At 64.7% G+C, this 14,642-nt stretch carries 13 protein-coding genes; 5 read left to right on the top strand and 8 right to left on the bottom strand.

Translation table 11 applies throughout. From position 1 onward, the window contains the following. Positions 1 to 35: 35 nt before the first annotated feature. From AB4068_RS05280 to AB4068_RS05270, 3 genes are all read right to left on the bottom strand, one after another. Positions 36 to 926 carry an ABC transporter permease gene (locus AB4068_RS05280; RefSeq protein WP_284988529.1) on the bottom strand — a complete coding sequence of 297 codons (891 nt, stop codon included), beginning with the start codon at positions 924 to 926 and terminating at the stop codon, positions 36 to 38. Continuing rightward, positions 923 to 1,921: an ABC transporter ATP-binding protein gene (locus AB4068_RS05275; RefSeq protein WP_284988530.1), complete on the bottom strand. Its 999-nt coding sequence runs from the start codon at positions 1,919 to 1,921 to the stop codon at positions 923 to 925. Before AB4068_RS05275 ends, AB4068_RS05280 begins: the two co-directional genes overlap by 4 nt. A 167-nt stretch (positions 1,922 to 2,088) precedes the next feature. Further along, positions 2,089 to 3,594: a bifunctional phosphatase PAP2/diacylglycerol kinase family protein gene (locus tag AB4068_RS05270; RefSeq protein WP_441432838.1), complete on the bottom strand. Its 1,506-nt coding sequence runs from the start codon at positions 3,592 to 3,594 to the stop codon at positions 2,089 to 2,091. A 37-nt stretch (positions 3,595 to 3,631) separates the two neighbouring features. Between AB4068_RS05270 and AB4068_RS05265 the strand changes: the two genes are divergently transcribed. From AB4068_RS05265 to AB4068_RS05245, 5 genes are read left to right on the top strand one after another with little or no spacing between them, the layout of a single operon-like run. Beyond that, a complete protein-coding gene (locus tag AB4068_RS05265; protein ID WP_441432837.1) occupies positions 3,632 to 4,339 on the top strand; it encodes a phosphatase PAP2 family protein in 708 nt (235 codons plus the stop codon). 57 nt (positions 4,340 to 4,396) lie between these two features. Further along, the gene (locus AB4068_RS05260; protein ID WP_284988533.1) at positions 4,397 to 5,935 is read left to right on the top strand and encodes an efflux RND transporter periplasmic adaptor subunit; all 1,539 of its coding nucleotides are present in this window, start codon (positions 4,397 to 4,399) and stop codon (positions 5,933 to 5,935) included. Continuing rightward, the gene (locus AB4068_RS05255) at positions 5,925 to 6,671 is read left to right on the top strand and encodes an ABC transporter ATP-binding protein (protein WP_306963449.1); all 747 of its coding nucleotides are present in this window, start codon (positions 5,925 to 5,927) and stop codon (positions 6,669 to 6,671) included. The genes AB4068_RS05260 and AB4068_RS05255 overlap by 11 nt, the downstream gene beginning before the upstream one ends. Further along, positions 6,668 to 7,915: an ABC transporter permease gene (locus AB4068_RS05250; protein WP_059388845.1), complete on the top strand. Its 1,248-nt coding sequence runs from the start codon at positions 6,668 to 6,670 to the stop codon at positions 7,913 to 7,915. The genes AB4068_RS05255 and AB4068_RS05250 overlap by 4 nt, the downstream gene beginning before the upstream one ends. Before the next feature lie 60 nt (positions 7,916 to 7,975). After that, positions 7,976 to 8,389, top strand: coding sequence for a hypothetical protein (locus tag AB4068_RS05245; RefSeq protein ID WP_059388844.1), 414 nt, complete (start codon positions 7,976 to 7,978; stop codon positions 8,387 to 8,389). 187 nt (positions 8,390 to 8,576) lie between these two features. On the opposite strand, the gene AB4068_RS05240 is transcribed toward AB4068_RS05245, so the two are convergent. The 5 genes from AB4068_RS05240 to AB4068_RS05220 all read right to left on the bottom strand — a co-directional run bounded on the left by AB4068_RS05240 (position 8,577) and on the right by AB4068_RS05220 (position 14,462). Continuing rightward, a complete protein-coding gene (locus tag AB4068_RS05240; RefSeq protein WP_307055025.1) occupies positions 8,577 to 9,770 on the bottom strand; it encodes an MFS transporter in 1,194 nt (397 codons plus the stop codon). Next, a complete protein-coding gene (locus tag AB4068_RS05235) occupies positions 9,767 to 10,537 on the bottom strand; it encodes a DeoR/GlpR family DNA-binding transcription regulator (RefSeq protein WP_306963444.1) in 771 nt (256 codons plus the stop codon). The genes AB4068_RS05240 and AB4068_RS05235 overlap by 4 nt, the downstream gene beginning before the upstream one ends. 325 nt (positions 10,538 to 10,862) lie before the next feature. Beyond that, positions 10,863 to 12,545, bottom strand: a complete 1,683-nt coding sequence (locus AB4068_RS05230; protein ID WP_284751030.1) for an ABC-F family ATP-binding cassette domain-containing protein — start codon at positions 12,543 to 12,545, stop codon at positions 10,863 to 10,865. Between the two features lie 34 nt (positions 12,546 to 12,579). Continuing rightward, positions 12,580 to 13,158 (bottom strand): TetR/AcrR family transcriptional regulator, encoded by a 579-nt coding sequence (locus AB4068_RS05225; protein ID WP_284988539.1) that lies wholly within the window; start codon positions 13,156 to 13,158, stop codon positions 12,580 to 12,582. Between the two features lie 23 nt (positions 13,159 to 13,181). Continuing rightward, positions 13,182 to 14,462, bottom strand: a complete 1,281-nt coding sequence (locus tag AB4068_RS05220) for an FAD-dependent oxidoreductase (protein WP_441432836.1) — start codon at positions 14,460 to 14,462, stop codon at positions 13,182 to 13,184. Positions 14,463 to 14,642 lie beyond the last annotated feature (180 nt).

Below are 14,642 nucleotides of genomic sequence, written 5' to 3'. Positions count from 1 at the left end.
GGTTGTCCATGGATCGCGGATCACGCGATTGCGAATCAGACGTCCCGCTTCTTGAGCGCAATGAGGGCAGGAACCATGAACAAGATGACGTAGCCAAGGAACACGAGGCCGCCCGCCCACGGATCCAGGGTGCCGTCGACGTGGCCGATCGACAAGAAGCGGCCGCCGGCTTCACTGGGCAGGTACTGGGGGACGTACTTCCAGAAGTCTCCCGGTGCGAAGCTGAGGAACTGGCCTGCGAACGGGAGGACGAACATGATGCCCACCAGGACGGTGATGCCGCCGGCAGGGTTCTTCAGCAGTGTTCCGAGCGAGAGGCCGATCAGCGCGACACCGGAGACATAAAGGCCGCCGGTGAAAACGCTGTAAAGGACGCCGTCCGTGTTCCAGCCGAGGTCAAGGCCAAAGTTGGCGAACATGGGTGAGGCCAAGAGGAAGGTCACGACGCCGGCCACGACCGAAAGGATATAGGAGACCACAACCAGGACCACGGCTTTGGCACCGAAGGTGGAGAGCCGCCCCGGCGCCGCATTCATGGTTGACCGGATCATGCCGGTGGCGTATTCAGAGGCGATGAAGAGCACGGCCAGGGATCCCATGACGAGGATGCCGATGTTGAGTCCGGCGTTCGGCAGGTTGTAGAGGCTGAATCCCGATCCCGGCGGGAAGGAGTCAACTGCTTGCTGCACCGTTTCCTTGTGACCCTGCCGGCCGACTTCGACCATCTGGTTGATGAAGTTCCACCGGACGAGGGCTGACAGCAGGCCGATGCCGACAATGGCCACGAAGGTGAGGAGCAACAGGATCTTGGTGCTCATGAGGGTCCGGAACTTGATGGACTCGGAGTTCAGCACACGGAGGAAAGTGACGCCACCGGTCCCGGCTGACGGGATCGCATGTTTCTTGCTGACGGTGGTGGTGCTCATGATTGGATCCCTTCCATGGTGGCAGCGGATGTGGCGCCGGCGCTGGCAGGGCTTCCGTTCAGCGTCCCGCCTGGCGCTGCCGGTCCGCCGGTGATGTGCGAGTGGTATTCCACCTCGTCCTTGGTCAGCTGGAAGTAGGCTTCCTCCAGTGACGACGTGAGCGGAGTGAGTTCGTAAACCAGCACGCGGTTGTCGAGGGCGAGCTCTGCGATGCGGATCGGCTCCACCCCGTAGATTTCCAGGGTTTCACGTTCGTTCTGCTCCACCCGGACACCGTCGCGGGCCAGCAACTCGGACAAGCGGGTGGTCTCCGAGGTACGGACCAACGTGCGCTTGCGGCTCTGGCTCTCGATCAGCGCATCCACCGTGGTGTCGGCAATGATCTTGCCGCGACCGATCACAATGAGGTGGTCGGCGGTCTGGGCCATCTCGGACATGAGGTGGCTGGAAATGAAGATGGTCTTGCCCTGGCTTGCCAGGTAACGGGCGAGGTTCCTGACCCACTGGACGCCCTCGGGATCCAGCCCGTTGACCGGTTCGTCGAGGATGAGCGTCTGGGGATCACCCAGCAATGCGTTGGCGATGCCAAGCCGCTGGCCCATGCCGAGGGAGAACCCTCCGGCCTTCTTCTTGGCAACTGCGGTGAGGCCGGTCATCTCGATGACTTCCTCAACGCGCGAGTTTGGAATCCCGTGGGTCGCTGCCATTGCGCGCAGGTGGTTGTACGCACTGCGGCTCGTGTGCACCGCCTTGGCATCGAGCAGCGCTCCCACTTGGTGGAGCGGGGCTTTGTGCTGGGAGTAATGCCGGCCGTTGACAATGACGTCGCCCGACGTCGGGCGGTCGAGACCCATGATCATGCGCATGGTGGTGGACTTGCCGGCGCCGTTCGGGCCAAGAAAGCCCGTGACTTTCCCGGGCTGTACGGTGAAGCTGATTCCGTCCACGGCTGTCTTTGCGCCGTAGACCTTCCTCAAGCCTGTTGCCTCAATCATGGAAGCGTTCCCTCCGCTTGCTGCAGCTATGTGGTGACTGTACGTACAACGCTATCCACCAGTACGGCCGAATTCGCCGGTCTCAGGGATGATTCAGGGGCGGGTCAGGGTAGTCCCTATGGATGATGCCGGCCGCGCCCAGGGCTTGCAGGGCACTTGGGAGACCATTAGGCAAGCGGTGAATACACCCGAAGCGCACGACGCCGGACCGTGAACTCCGCGGTCCGCACACCCGGCAACGGCTCGCCGTCGACCGCAATCACGAGGGGCTCTCCGATCGCTTCGATGCTGATTTCCCGGGCCTCGCTGAGGTGGGTCACCTTCGATGTACTCACGGTTCCAGTGAGGACCGCCCACAGCAGACGCAACCGCGCAAAGGGCTCATCGGCCGTGACCATGCGGATATCCAGCACCCCGTCGTCAAGCACGGGCCGCGTCAATGGTGCCAGGTCCCGCGGGTAGTAGCGGCCGCGGCCTATGTAGAGGATCCACAGCTTGTGGTGCACTCCGTTGATCAGGAGAGTGGTGGGGGTTGCCGCCCCGAAGGTGCGCAGACCCGCGACGAGTCCCGCGAGGGGTTTCCCCATGGCAGGCTGAAGCCGCTCGCGGCGGCGCACCAAGTTGGGGTACACGCCAACGCTGGCAGTATTCAGCATGATGAGCTCCGCAACCTCGTCCTTGCCGTCGATCCCACGGCCGGCGCTCACGTGGCCCAGATCTGTCCACGCCGCGGCGCCCGTTTTGGCGGCCTTAAGGGCGCCTTCGAGGGACCGTGCGTCCACGTCGCGAGCAAAGTGGTTGAGCGTTCCGCCCGGTAGCACCAGCAAGGGCAGTGAGTGCTCGACGGCGGCCGCTGCGGCCGCGCCGACAGTTCCATCACCGCCCCACACGCCCACGGCCTTGGTCCCGGGCCGCCCTGCTGTGGCCTGGATTTCGGCAGCCACGTCATCGCCATCGGAAATCAGGTTTATATACGCCTTGGGGAATATTTCTCGGAGCTGGGTTTCGGTGTCCGGCGAGTAGGAACCGCCGAGGGCGTTGACCGCAATACTTAGCCCCTCGCCGTCGCCGACTGCAGGCGCGTCGGCCGGTGAACGGTCCGTGTCCGGAACCGGAGGCCGGGCCGGCCACCACTTTCGCGTCAGGAGGGCCGCTCCGGCGCCGATCGCAGACCCCAGCACGACGTCGGAAGGCCAGTGGGCGCCCGTATGGACCCGGGAATACGCCACACCCGCCGCAACAGGAGCCAAAACTGCACCAAGGCGGGGATCCACCAGCGCGACGCCAAGAGTGAATGCCACCGCAGACGCGGAATGGCCCGAAGGCATCGACGAGCTTGTGGGCTGCGGGTTCACAAAACGGAAGACCGGAAGGTGCTCGGGCAACGGCCGCGTCCGTGGAAGAAGCGTCTTGAAACCCAGATTGGTGACGGCGGATGCCACCCCAAGGGCCAGGAGTCCATGGATCGCGGCCTGGCGGGGCTTACCTGGAATTGCCGCACAGACGCCAGCTACGGCAAACCAGAGCTTGCCCTTGGTAGCGGCCTCCGAGAGGTTTTTCCAGACAGCATCGTGCCGGCCCTCCGGCCACCGGGAAACCGCCCGGACAATGGCGCGATCGAGCCGCGCCACGTTTCTCACGTCCCAGTGGCCCCATCGCAGCTTGCTTCCCATCCCACCAGACTATCGGCGGGCTGGTTAGGATGTGGAGATGGTGAGGGTCATTCTCCCCCGCAAGCTCGATCAGGGACGCACCATTGTCATCTCGACCGGGCTGCTCGCAATTGCCGCGGTCCTCGGCGGCATTCTGCTTGCGGGGGATCGAAACCCGCCTTTCCAGGGCGTGGACGACGCATGGCAAGCATTCATGGCGACCCTCCACACACCGTTCTGGGATAGCCTGAACATCGCCCTCAACTGGACCGGCTACACGGGAATGCTGGTCTTCCACATTCTGCTCGCCTTGGCGTTGTTGATCCGGAGGAGACCCCGGTCGGCCGTATTCTCCGCCATGGCAGGACTCAGCGTGATGTTGCTGACCCAGTTGCTCAAGTTGGTCATCCACAGGCCGCGTCCCCTCAATGCGCATGTGGCTACGGACACTTATTCATACCCATCGGGGCACGTATCCGCTACCACGGCATTCGTTCTGGTGATAGCGCTCCTCATCGGCCGCGCCTGGACGTGGCTGCTCGCGATCGGCGGAATGCTGGCCATGATGATCAGCCGGATCTATTTGGCTGCCCATTGGTTCACGGATGTGGTGGGTGGCGCTTGCTTGGCGTCCGCCGTCGTGCTCCTCTTGTGGCTGGCTTGTCAGAAAATATGCATTGTGGAGAATATAGACGCACGGCACGCCCTGGAGTGGAGATCGAGGGTCGCGCGCCGCAAGCGGCACGTCGAGCGGAGCGTCACGTAGGGTAAACCATCAGGTAGCACTCGGTCTTCTCCAAGAGAGCGACAATAGTCTTCGGGCATGCTCTCAAAACCTCAACTCATCAACGGCGGCATCGGGGTGGCCGTCGTGGGCATTGCCGCCGGTGCCTTCTTCGTGCTGAACGGTGTGCCGCAAACGGCCGCCGATACCACCGCCCGCACCGTCGCGGTTAGCTCAGCGGACCTCGCCGCGGTTTCCACGGCGAGCGGAAACGTCTCGCCCGCAAGCACCACCGTCATCAATGCGCAGAACTGCACCGGGCCCATCGCCACTGTCTCTGCGGTGACCGGTCAGCAGGTCACGGCCGGGCAGGTGCTGGTCACCATTGATCCGACGAACGCCCAGAACGCGCTGGCCGTTGCCCAGGCGCAACTGGATTCCGCCGCGGCGCAGGCAAACCAACAACAGGCCTCAGCCAGCAACCAGGTGGCTTCGGCAAGCCAGAGCCTCACGAACGCCCAGCAAACGGCCAACCTGGACGCGAGCCAGCAGGCCAGTGCCGTGGCCGCCGCGCAGACGGCCGTGAACAATGACAATGCGACTGTCGCCACGGCCCAGGCCGCTGCCAGCGCCCAGCCGAGCAGCCAGCCGGCCCAGAACGCGCTCAGCGCAGCACAAGCCCAGCTCGCGAAGGACAACCAAGCACTGACCCAGGCAGCCAACCAGCAAGCCAGCTCGGCCCTCAAGGACAAGGAGCAGATTGCCTCGGCAGCGACGGCCCTCAATTCCGCCCAAAGCGGTGGCGGCGCCACATCCAACACCACGTCTGCCCAGATTGCCGTTGATACCGCAACCAAAAACCTGGCGTCCTGCTCACTCGCGGCCCCGGTTTCAGGTACTGTCACCGCCGTGAACGCCGTCGTCGGCGGCAACGCCGGCAGCAGCTCCGGCTCTTCCGGATCCTCGGGTTCCGGCTCGTCCGGAGCTTCCGGCTCCTCCGGCAGCTCTTCCACGAGCGCCGCGAGCACCTCGTCCTCCGGACTGATTACGATCAGCGACACCGCGCACCTGCAAGTCATCGCCAACTTCGCCGAATCGGACATTGCCGCCATGAAGACCGGCGACTCGGCCACCTTCACCTTCCCGGCGCTCAAGACCGACCCCTCCGCGGCACCGGTCACAGGTACCATCACGGCGATCGCCCAGAACGCCACAACCACCAACAACGTGGTCAGCTATCCCGTGACGATCTCCATCAAGAACCCTCCGGCCGCCCTGCGGCTCGGCCAAAGCGCAAACATCTCCGTAACCACGGCGACCGCCAAGAACGCATTGACTGTGCCTTCGCTGGCCATTACCACCACGGGAACCAGGCAGACCGTCAACGTGATGAAGAACGGGACGGCGACGGCGGTGACCATCACCACCGGGATCACGGACAACGGCCGCACCCAGGTGCTCACCGGACTCAGCGCGGGCGACCAGATTGAACTCCCGGCCATCTCTTCGACCCTGGACACCACCGGCACCACCGGACGGACCGGGACGGGCGGACTTGGCGGTACGGGCGGATTCGGTGGTACCGGCGGCGCCGGAATTACGGGCGGCACCGGTGGCACACGTGGAAATGGCGGGTAAAACAGCCGTGAACGACGCTGTCATCCAACTGGACTCCGTGAGCAAGATCTATGGCAAAGGGGAAGCCGAAGTACGGGCACTCGATTCCGTCAGCATCTCCATTGACCGGGGCGACTTCGTGGCCATCATCGGCGCCTCGGGCTCCGGAAAGTCCACCATGATGAACATCATCGGCTGCCTCGACGGCGCCACCCAGGGGACGTATCACTTGGACGGCATCGATACCGGGACCCTGGATGAATTCCAGCTCGCGCAGATCCGCAACCGGAAAATCGGCTTCGTCTTCCAGAACTTCAACCTGATACCGCGCACGCGGGCCGTGGACAACGTCTCCATGCCGCTCGCTTACGCAAAAGTGCACCGCAAGGAACGGCGCGAGCGGGCCCTGGAAGTACTCGATTCAGTGGGTTTGGCTGAGCGGGCGGACCACAAGCCTTCGCAGCTGTCCGGTGGACAGCAGCAGCGTGTTGCCATCGCCCGGGCACTCGTGACCAACCCGGTGTTGCTCCTGGCCGACGAGCCCACGGGAGCTTTGGACACCAAGTCCTCGCACGAAATCCTGGATCTCTTCGAGTCCTTGCACGCCAACGGCCGGACCATTGTGATGATCACCCACGAGGCGGACGTCGCGGCGCGGGCCAACCGCGTTGTGCGCTTCCAGGACGGTCACATCATTGAGGATCACAGGATCCGCGCCGTTAATGCCCACCCTGTAGCCACGGCGGTGCCGGCATGATGATCGCCGAATCCGTTCGCTTCGCCCTGACGGGGGTGATGGCCAACAAGATGCGCTCCATCCTCACCACCCTAGGCATCTTGATCGGCATCGCATCCGTCATCATCCTGCTGGCCGTAGGAGCCGGAACCTCCAACGCCATCAAGGCCCAGATCGGCAAGCTGGGAACCAACGTGCTTACGGTCAGCCGCCAGACGACGGCGGGCGGCCGCGCAGCAGGCGGCGGACAAGCCGTCACCGGTCCGCGCTCCCGCGGCACCAACCTCACGCTCCAGGACATGGCCGCGCTGACAGATCCCGTTATGGCCCCTGACGTCGCCGCAACAGCGCCGGTAGTCACGGCACAGAACGTCACGGGTACTTACCAGGACGCAACCCATGCTGTCGCAACCTTCGTGGGGACCACGCCGTCGTACTTTTCCATTTCGAACGACACGCTCGCGGCGGGGTCCTACTTCAGCGACGGTGACGCCAGCAGCGGCACCGCAGTGGCCGTGATCGGCAATACCGTGGCGCAAGACCTGGTGGGAAGCTCTGTGACCTCGGCCGTTGGGCAGACCATCGCCCTCAACGGCCAGAACTTCGTGGTCTCCGGCGTCCTGGCTCAAAAGGGGTCCTCGGGGCTCAACGATCCAGACGACATTGTGGTGATCCCCTACAGCGCAGCCCAGGACAAGTTCACCGGGTACTCGCCGTCCCTTGCCTCCATCACGGTCCAGGCGAAGTCAGCGGACGTGATGAACCAGGCCCAGAACGAGGTTCAGATGATCCTCGATGCCAGGCACAACGTCACCTCCGCCAATCGTGACTATCAGGTGCGGAACCAGGCGCAGATCCTCACGACGGCCACCACCACCACGGCCACGCTGACCATCCTCCTGGGGGCCGTGGCCGGCATTTCGCTCCTGGTTGGCGGAATCGGCGTCATGAACATCATGCTCGTCACGGTCACTGAACGCACCCGCGAAATCGGCATCCGCAAGGCGATCGGAGCCTCGCGCGGCAGCATCGTGAGCCAGTTCCTGATCGAATCGCTCATCATTTCGCTGATCGGCGGGGTGCTGGGAATTGCCGCGGGCTACATCGGCAGCGCCTTCCCCCTGCTCGGAACGCAACCCGAAGTCCAGTGGTGGACCGTGTGGCTGTCGTTCCTGGTATCCGCTGCGATCGGCCTGATTTTCGGAATCTACCCGGCCAACAAGGCGGCGAAACTACGGCCGATCGACGCCCTGCGGTACGAATAGCCGCCCACACTTCCACCCCCCAGCAACTCAAAAAAGAAACAGCCAACAGGAGATCTACAAATGTCCTATTCAGCACCGGAGCCCGGCACCACGAACCAGCCGGAGCCCCAGCAGCCCTACACCCAGCAGCCCCACGCCGGACAGCCCACCGCGGTCCTGCAGGCCACCGGCCAGGAACCCACCGGGCAGGGTTGGGGCCAACCCCAGGCGCCCGAGCCGTTCGTGCCCAAGAAGCGCTTCCAGATGGGCCGTCTGACGCAGATCCTCCTTGCCGTGCTTCTCGTCGCCGTGGGCTTCTTCGGAGGCGTCGGCGTCACCAAGCTCATGGATGCTGGCCAGGCCCGTCCGGGCCGCGGCCAGTTCCAGAACTTCAACGGCCAGGGCGGCCAGGGCCGGAATCGGCAGAGCGGAGCTCCCACCAACGGGGCATCGCCGAGCGCCATTCCTACGGCTCCCGCCACCTCGGCCCCGTAGCACCGCTCGTTGTAGCCACCCAACGGTCCCCACCGCCACCCTCGCCTCGCAAGTCCCCAGCCGCCCCCTAGCTTCGCAAGCTCAGCCAGGGAACCCTGCGGCTGTGGGCCCTCGGCCAGGGAACCCTGGCGGCGTGGGCCCAGCAGTTGTTGTCGTTTTGACGCGTCATAACGACAACAACTGCGAGTCAGTTGCTTTTAGCCAGAGGCTTCGCGGCGCCGGCCAGCCACAGGGCCATCAGGATCGGCACCCCGATGGCAAGCAGTGCCATGTGGATACCGGTATGGTCGCCGAGGTATCCCAGAAGCGGCGGGCCGGCTAGAAACGCCACATAGCCGATGGTCGAGACCACCGAGACGCGTGCGGCCGCGTGTTTCGGGTCATCGGCAGCAGCGGACATGCCCATCGGGAAGGCCAGGGCTGCGCCGATACCCCAAAGGGCCGCACCCACCCCGGCAAGGACGAGGTTGCCCGCGAAAACGAAGAGAGCCAGGCCCACCGCTGCGGCGGCCATGCTGACCCGCAGCACGGCTACGCGTCCGAACCGGTCGATCGCACGGCCGCCAACGAAACGCATCAAGGTCATCGCCGCCACGAAGAGCGCGAACAACAGGGCGCCCGTCGATTCGGAAGCATTCAGGCCATCCACCGATGCCTTAGCGATCCAGTCGTTTCCGGCGCCTTCCGTCAGGGTCGCCCCAAGGACCACGACGCCGATCAACAGGGTGCGGGAGTCCCGCCAGGCGGAGGGACCCTTCACGGCGGGCGCGCCGTCGTCGGGCGCCGTTCCCGTGGTCTCGTGGGGCATGAAGTAGCGCGGCGCGGTCAAGGTGAGAAGAACCACGACGCCGGCAATGACCAGCAAGTGCTCCGGAAGTCCGACGCCTATCTCGGAAAGCCATGCACCAATCAGCGCACCAACAAAGGCGCCCCCGCTAAAGGCTGCGTGGAACTGCGGCATGATGGTGCGCCCGAGGCGATGTTCGACGTCGGCCCCCTCAATATTCTGCGAAACGTCCCACAGACCGACTCCCACACCAAAGAAAAACAGCGCCAGCGCGGTGCCGGCTACGGATTCAGCCATCAAGGAGAAGGCAATAGCCGCTCCGGCGGAAGCGGCAAGGAGCCCCGCGGCGCGGACGGTATTGGCCGTACCGATCCTGCCCACAACCCACCCCGCGGAGGGCAGCGCCACAAGGGACCCGACGGCGGTGCACAGTAGGAGGGTGCCCATCTGTCCGGACGTCAGGTGCAGGGTCTGGGTGACGGCGGGGATGCGCGCCGCCCAGCTGGCAAATACCAGCCCGTTCATGCCGAAGACCAGGAAAGTGGCGATTGCCGCGGCCTTGACGTTCGGAGCGGTTCGGGTGCTGGTGGTCATACGATCACAACTTCCACGGAGAGATTTTCAAGTAGGGTGCGTTCTTCGGTGCTTGGCTTCCGGTCCGTCACAATGACATCTACCGCGTCCATGGCTGCAACCAAGGCCACGGCCTGTGCATTCCATTTGCTTCCTGTGCAGGCCACGATCACCCGGCTGGCCGATTCCAAGCCTGCCCGCTTGATCGCGGCGTCCTCGAGATCGTGCGCCAGCAGGCCGTCCTTGAGGTTGATGGCACACGGCGTCACGATGGCGGCATCAAAGCGCAATGAGCGGATGTTGGCCTCTGCCATTGGTCCCCGGAACGACTGCTCTCCGGGAACCAGGCTGCCGCCGGGCAACAGGAGGCCCGGACGCCGTCCAGAGGGAAGGTCCGTGGCCAGGAACTCCACCGCGCGTAGGGACATCGGCATGATGGTCAGTTCACGCTGCGCGAGCCGGCGCGCGATCTCCGTTGCCGTGGAACCGCTGTCCAACCACACGTGATCGCGGTCGCGGAGCAGCCGTTCGACACCGACGGCGATTCTCTCCTTGGCGTCCTGGTCCTCGAGTTCGCGCTGCCCGTAGCCGGGGTTGTCGCCGCGGTCAACGAGGCTGCGGGCCCCGCCATGCACCCGGCGCAGGACACCGTGGGACGCGAGGATTTCCAGGTCGCGCCGAATAGTGGCCCCCGATGCCCCGCATTCGGCAACCAGTTCGTCAACGGTAATCTCTTCGCGTTTGCGCAGCAGCTCGCCAATGAGCCGGTGGCGGTCAGCAGTCCTCATGCTCATATGCTATCCAGAAATGATCATTTCATCATCTTTGGTGATCATATGGCCGCGTGGGTGGGGTGTGTAAACCGGTCGCGTGAGCCGGCAGGCACCCTGCGTGCCGAACGGCTCAAACGCTCGCTCACCTATGGGGCACTTTCCACCGACGCTCGCTCACCTATGGGGCACTTTCGGCCGACGCTCGCTCACCAATGGTGAGCGAGCGTTCCGCGATCACACGCCATAGGTGAGCGAGGGTTCCAAGGCGCGAGACGGCGTCGTGCGTTCCCGGGCCCGCATCGGGACCCGGGCTCGGCGCCCGGACGAAGTCGGCTGGAAGTCAGCGCGCCCGCTCTACCCGCGACTCGTCCCAGACGGGCTCGTCGGACTCGTAGACTTTGCCGTCGGATCCGAAGACGAGGAAACGGTCGAAGGACTTCGCGAACCAACGGTCGTGCGTGACGGCAAGAACGGTGCCCTCGAACGCGTCGATCGCGCGCTCCAAGGCTTCGCCCGAGTGCAGGTCCAGGTTGTCCGTGGGTTCGTCCAGGAGCAGTAGCGTGGCGCCCGACAACTGGAGGAGCAGGATCTGGAACCGCGCCTGCTGCCCACCCGACAGCGACTCGTACTTCTGCTCGGCCGAGCCCACCAGCCCGTAGGAGTCGAGCGCGCCGGAAGCGGCTTCGCGGCCCAGCCCGGAACGGTGTTCGTCACCGCGGTGCAGGATGTCCAGGAGCGTCCGGCCCAGGAGGTCCGGGCGGGAATGGGTCTGCGCGAAGAATCCGGGTCGGATCCTGGCACCCAGTTTGACGGTGCCTTCGTGCGGAACTTCAGCGATTTCGACGTCGGAAACCGGCAAATGTTCGCGCTCCGGGTCGGTGCCACCGGCGGCCAGGAGCCGCAGGAAGTGGCTCTTTCCCGAGCCGTTGGAACCCAGCACGCCGACCCGGTCTCCGAACCAGATCTCGGTGGAAAACGGCTTCATCAGTCCCGTGAGTTCAAGCTTTTCAGCCACCACGGCGCGCTTGGCCGTCCGGCCTCCCTTGAGGCGCATGTGCACGTTCTGCTCGAGCGGCAGGGCCTCGGGCGGCCCGGCCTCCAGGAACTTGGCGAGCCGCGTCTGGGCGGCCTGGTATTTGTTGGCCATGTCCGAGCGGAAGGCCGCCTTGGTCTTGTACATGATGACGAGTTCCTTGAGCTTCAGGTGCTCCTCGTCCCAGCGCTTGCGCAGTTCCTCGAATCGCGCATTGCGGTCGATCCGCGCGTCCACATAGGTGCCGAAGCCGCCGCCGTGCACCCAGGCGCCGGCGCCGTTGATGCCGGGTTCCAGCGTCACGATGCGGCCTGCGGCATTGTTGAGCAGCTCGCGGTCGTGGCTGATGAAGAAGACGGTCTTCTTGGATTCGTTGAGTTTGCTTTCGAGCCAACGCTTGCCGGGAACATCGAGGTAGTTGTCCGGTTCGTCGAGGAGCAGCAGCTGGTCAGGTCCGGAGAAGAGCGCCTCAAGTACCAGCCGCTTTTGCTCGCCGCCCGAAAGGCTCGACGCCGGGCGGTGCTGTGCGCGGTCAAAGGGGATGCCCAGTGCGGCCATGCAGACCTCGTCCCAGACGGTCTCGACGTCGTACCCTCCGGCGTCTCCCCAGTCCACGATCGCCTGGGCGTACCGCATTTGGGTGGGCTCGTCGTCGTGCTCCATCATGGCGAGCTCGGCGTCCTCGACCGCCTTGGCGGCCGCGGCGAGAGCCGGCGGCGCAGCGGAAACGAGCAGGTCACGCACGGTGGATTCGTCGCGGACCTGGCCGACGAACTGGCGCATGATGCCCATCGTGCCGGAACGGCCTACCACTCCCTCGTCAGGCGTAAGGTCGCCCGCGATGATCTTGAACAGGGTGGTCTTTCCCGTTCCGTTGGGCCCGATCAGGGCTGTTTTGCTGCCGTCCGGGACCTTGAAGGTCACTCCGTTGAGCAGCTGGGTGCCGTCGGAGAGGAAGTAGTCGATGCCTGAAACGTCAATATGGGCCACATTTTCAATCTTCCCACGGACCGCGGGGGACTCCTCAGCCGCCCAGGTGGTCCGCACCAACCGCGCCAGTGAGATACCGCTGGATTGTCGGCCCCAACGCCCGGACGACGACGGCGTGCGGCGCCGAGGCGATCGGCTCCAGTTTGACGAGGTATCGGGTCAGGATGAGTCCGGAAAGCTGCGATGCCACCAGGTTTCCGCGCCACGAGGCCTCTTCCGCAGGCACCCCCAGGCCCGCGAGAAGCGGTTTGATAGCGCGGTTCAGGATGAACTCGCGGACCAGCGCGGCACTCCACTCGTGCTGCATCGCCGTGCGCAAAACCGCGACGCCGGCTGCCCCCGCTGGCGAGTCCCACACGGTCAGGAAGCGTGTCACCAGCCTCTCCCCGACGTCCTCCCGTGGCCCGTTCAAGACAGCCGACACGTGGTCCTTGGGATCCACGGGTGATTCGAGCGCAGCCATGAACAGCTGCTCCTTGGTGCCGAAATGATGGTTGATCATGGACGGATCCACGCCGGCCTCGGCCGCGATGGCCCGGACTGTTGCGGCGTCATATCCTTTGCGGCTGAACTGTTCGCGGGCCGCCCTGAGAACTGCGTCCCGGCTGCTCACTTGTCCGGGGCGGCGCCCCCTGTTCACACCGGCTTCCGCGTCACGGCGGACTTCCGGCGCGCGAAATCGGGGGCGTGCTCCGGCCGCGGGCCGAAGGCGATCATGAGTGCTGGAAATTTCCGGAACCAAGGAACGTGGAGCGCGACAAAGACCACTGGACTCGGCGGGCCCATCAACCGGCCTTTCACAGCGGGACCGAAGACCGCTTTCTGAATGACAAGCTGCACATTCTGGATCACCACGGTGGGGAACCATCGCCGCTTCTGCACCGAAGCGAGATCTGACTCGCCAAGGGTGCCTTGAAGCAATGGGCGGGCGATGCGCTGGGCAGCGGCGACGGCATCCTGGATGGCGAGGTTGATCCCCACACCGCCCGCGGGAGACATGGCGTGGGCGGCGTCTCCGATGAGGAGCAGACCCGGCTTGTGCCACGGCTTGATCCGGTTGAGCTTCACGTCGAGCAAATGGAGATCGTCCATCGAGCTGATTTCGTCCACGCGGTCCGCGAGATCCGGGCGGATGCGGGCCACGCGGGCACGGAAGCTCTCCACCCCTTCTGCGCGCAATTGCGGGTCCTTGCCCTTCTCCGCGATGTAGGCGATCTGGTAAAAATCCTTGCGGGTCAGGCTGAGGAGGACATCGGCACCGGAGAAGCGGGGCATGATCGAGGCCAACTGTTCCTGCTCGTCCGCGTGCCGGGAGAGCCTGAACCACCAGGTGTCGAACGGCACGGGGAACTCGCGGGGGACCAGTCCTGCCTTTTGCCGGAGCACCGAGCCGCGGCCGTCGCATGCCACCGTCAACGTCGCGCGAAGCTCCCCCGTCCCGGTTTCGACGCCGGTTGCCGCGTCCCGGGTGCGGTACGCCACCCCGGCGACCTTCCCGCCGTCGTCGTACAGCAGGTCCGTGGCCTCAGTGTTCATCCGGAGCGTGAACTGCGGCTCCTGCTGGGCGGCGTCCACCAGGAAGTTCAGGAGGTCCCACTGCGGAACCATTGCTACGTAATCGTAAGGCGGCTTGAGGCGGTCGAAGTCGGCCAGGGTCACTTCCTTGCCGCCCGCCGGAAGTTTGAAATTGCCGAGCTTGCTCTGCGGCAAGGCCCGGAATCCTTCGCCCAGCCCGAGCTCATCCAAGAGCCGGATGGTGGAGGCATGGACGGTGTCGCCGCGGAAATCGCGCAGGAAGTCGGCATGCTTTTCGAGGACCGTGACCTCGACGCCTGCCCTTGCCAGCAAGAGTCCGAGCATCACGCCCGCGGGACCGCCACCCACGACGACGCATGTGGTGCTTTCAGGCTGGTTCATGGCCACTCCCGGAGTTGAACTTCATTGCCGCAACTAATTCAACAAGCGTTGAATTAAGTGTGCACCCGCCGGAAATAGCTGTCCAGAGGGCGCCCCTCCCCCCTGCGACGCTCGCTCACATATCGCCCCCTTTCGGGCGACCCTCGCTCACATATCGCGGCGAATCCCGTGCAGCTGGGC

It is taken from the genome of Arthrobacter sp. 2RAF22, assembly GCF_052115325.1.
Lineage (GTDB): Bacteria > Actinomycetota > Actinomycetes > Actinomycetales > Micrococcaceae > Arthrobacter.
This window is presented reverse-complemented; position numbering and strand designations above follow the sequence as displayed.

Bases quoted from the DNA above. Each gene is read 5' to 3' on its own strand.
- AB4068_RS05280 (WP_284988529.1), bottom strand. From the start codon at position 926: ATGAGCACCACCACCGTCAGCAAGAAACATGCGATCCCGTCAGCCGGG.
- AB4068_RS05275 (WP_284988530.1), bottom strand. From the start codon at position 1,921: ATGATTGAGGCAACAGGCTTGAGGAAGGTCTACGGCGCAAAGACAGCC.
- AB4068_RS05270 (WP_441432838.1), bottom strand. From the start codon at position 3,594: ATGGGAAGCAAGCTGCGATGGGGCCACTGGGACGTGAGAAACGTGGCG.
- AB4068_RS05265 (WP_441432837.1), top strand. From the start codon at position 3,632: ATGGTGAGGGTCATTCTCCCCCGCAAGCTCGATCAGGGACGCACCATT.
- AB4068_RS05260 (WP_284988533.1), top strand. From the start codon at position 4,397: ATGCTCTCAAAACCTCAACTCATCAACGGCGGCATCGGGGTGGCCGTC.
- AB4068_RS05255 (WP_306963449.1), top strand. From the start codon at position 5,925: ATGGCGGGTAAAACAGCCGTGAACGACGCTGTCATCCAACTGGACTCC.
- AB4068_RS05250 (WP_059388845.1), top strand. From the start codon at position 6,668: ATGATGATCGCCGAATCCGTTCGCTTCGCCCTGACGGGGGTGATGGCC.
- AB4068_RS05245 (WP_059388844.1), top strand. From the start codon at position 7,976: ATGTCCTATTCAGCACCGGAGCCCGGCACCACGAACCAGCCGGAGCCC.
- AB4068_RS05240 (WP_307055025.1), bottom strand. From the start codon at position 9,770: ATGACCACCAGCACCCGAACCGCTCCGAACGTCAAGGCCGCGGCAATC.
- AB4068_RS05235 (WP_306963444.1), bottom strand. From the start codon at position 10,537: ATGAGGACTGCTGACCGCCACCGGCTCATTGGCGAGCTGCTGCGCAAA.
- AB4068_RS05220 (WP_441432836.1), bottom strand. From the start codon at position 14,462: ATGAACCAGCCTGAAAGCACCACATGCGTCGTCGTGGGTGGCGGTCCC.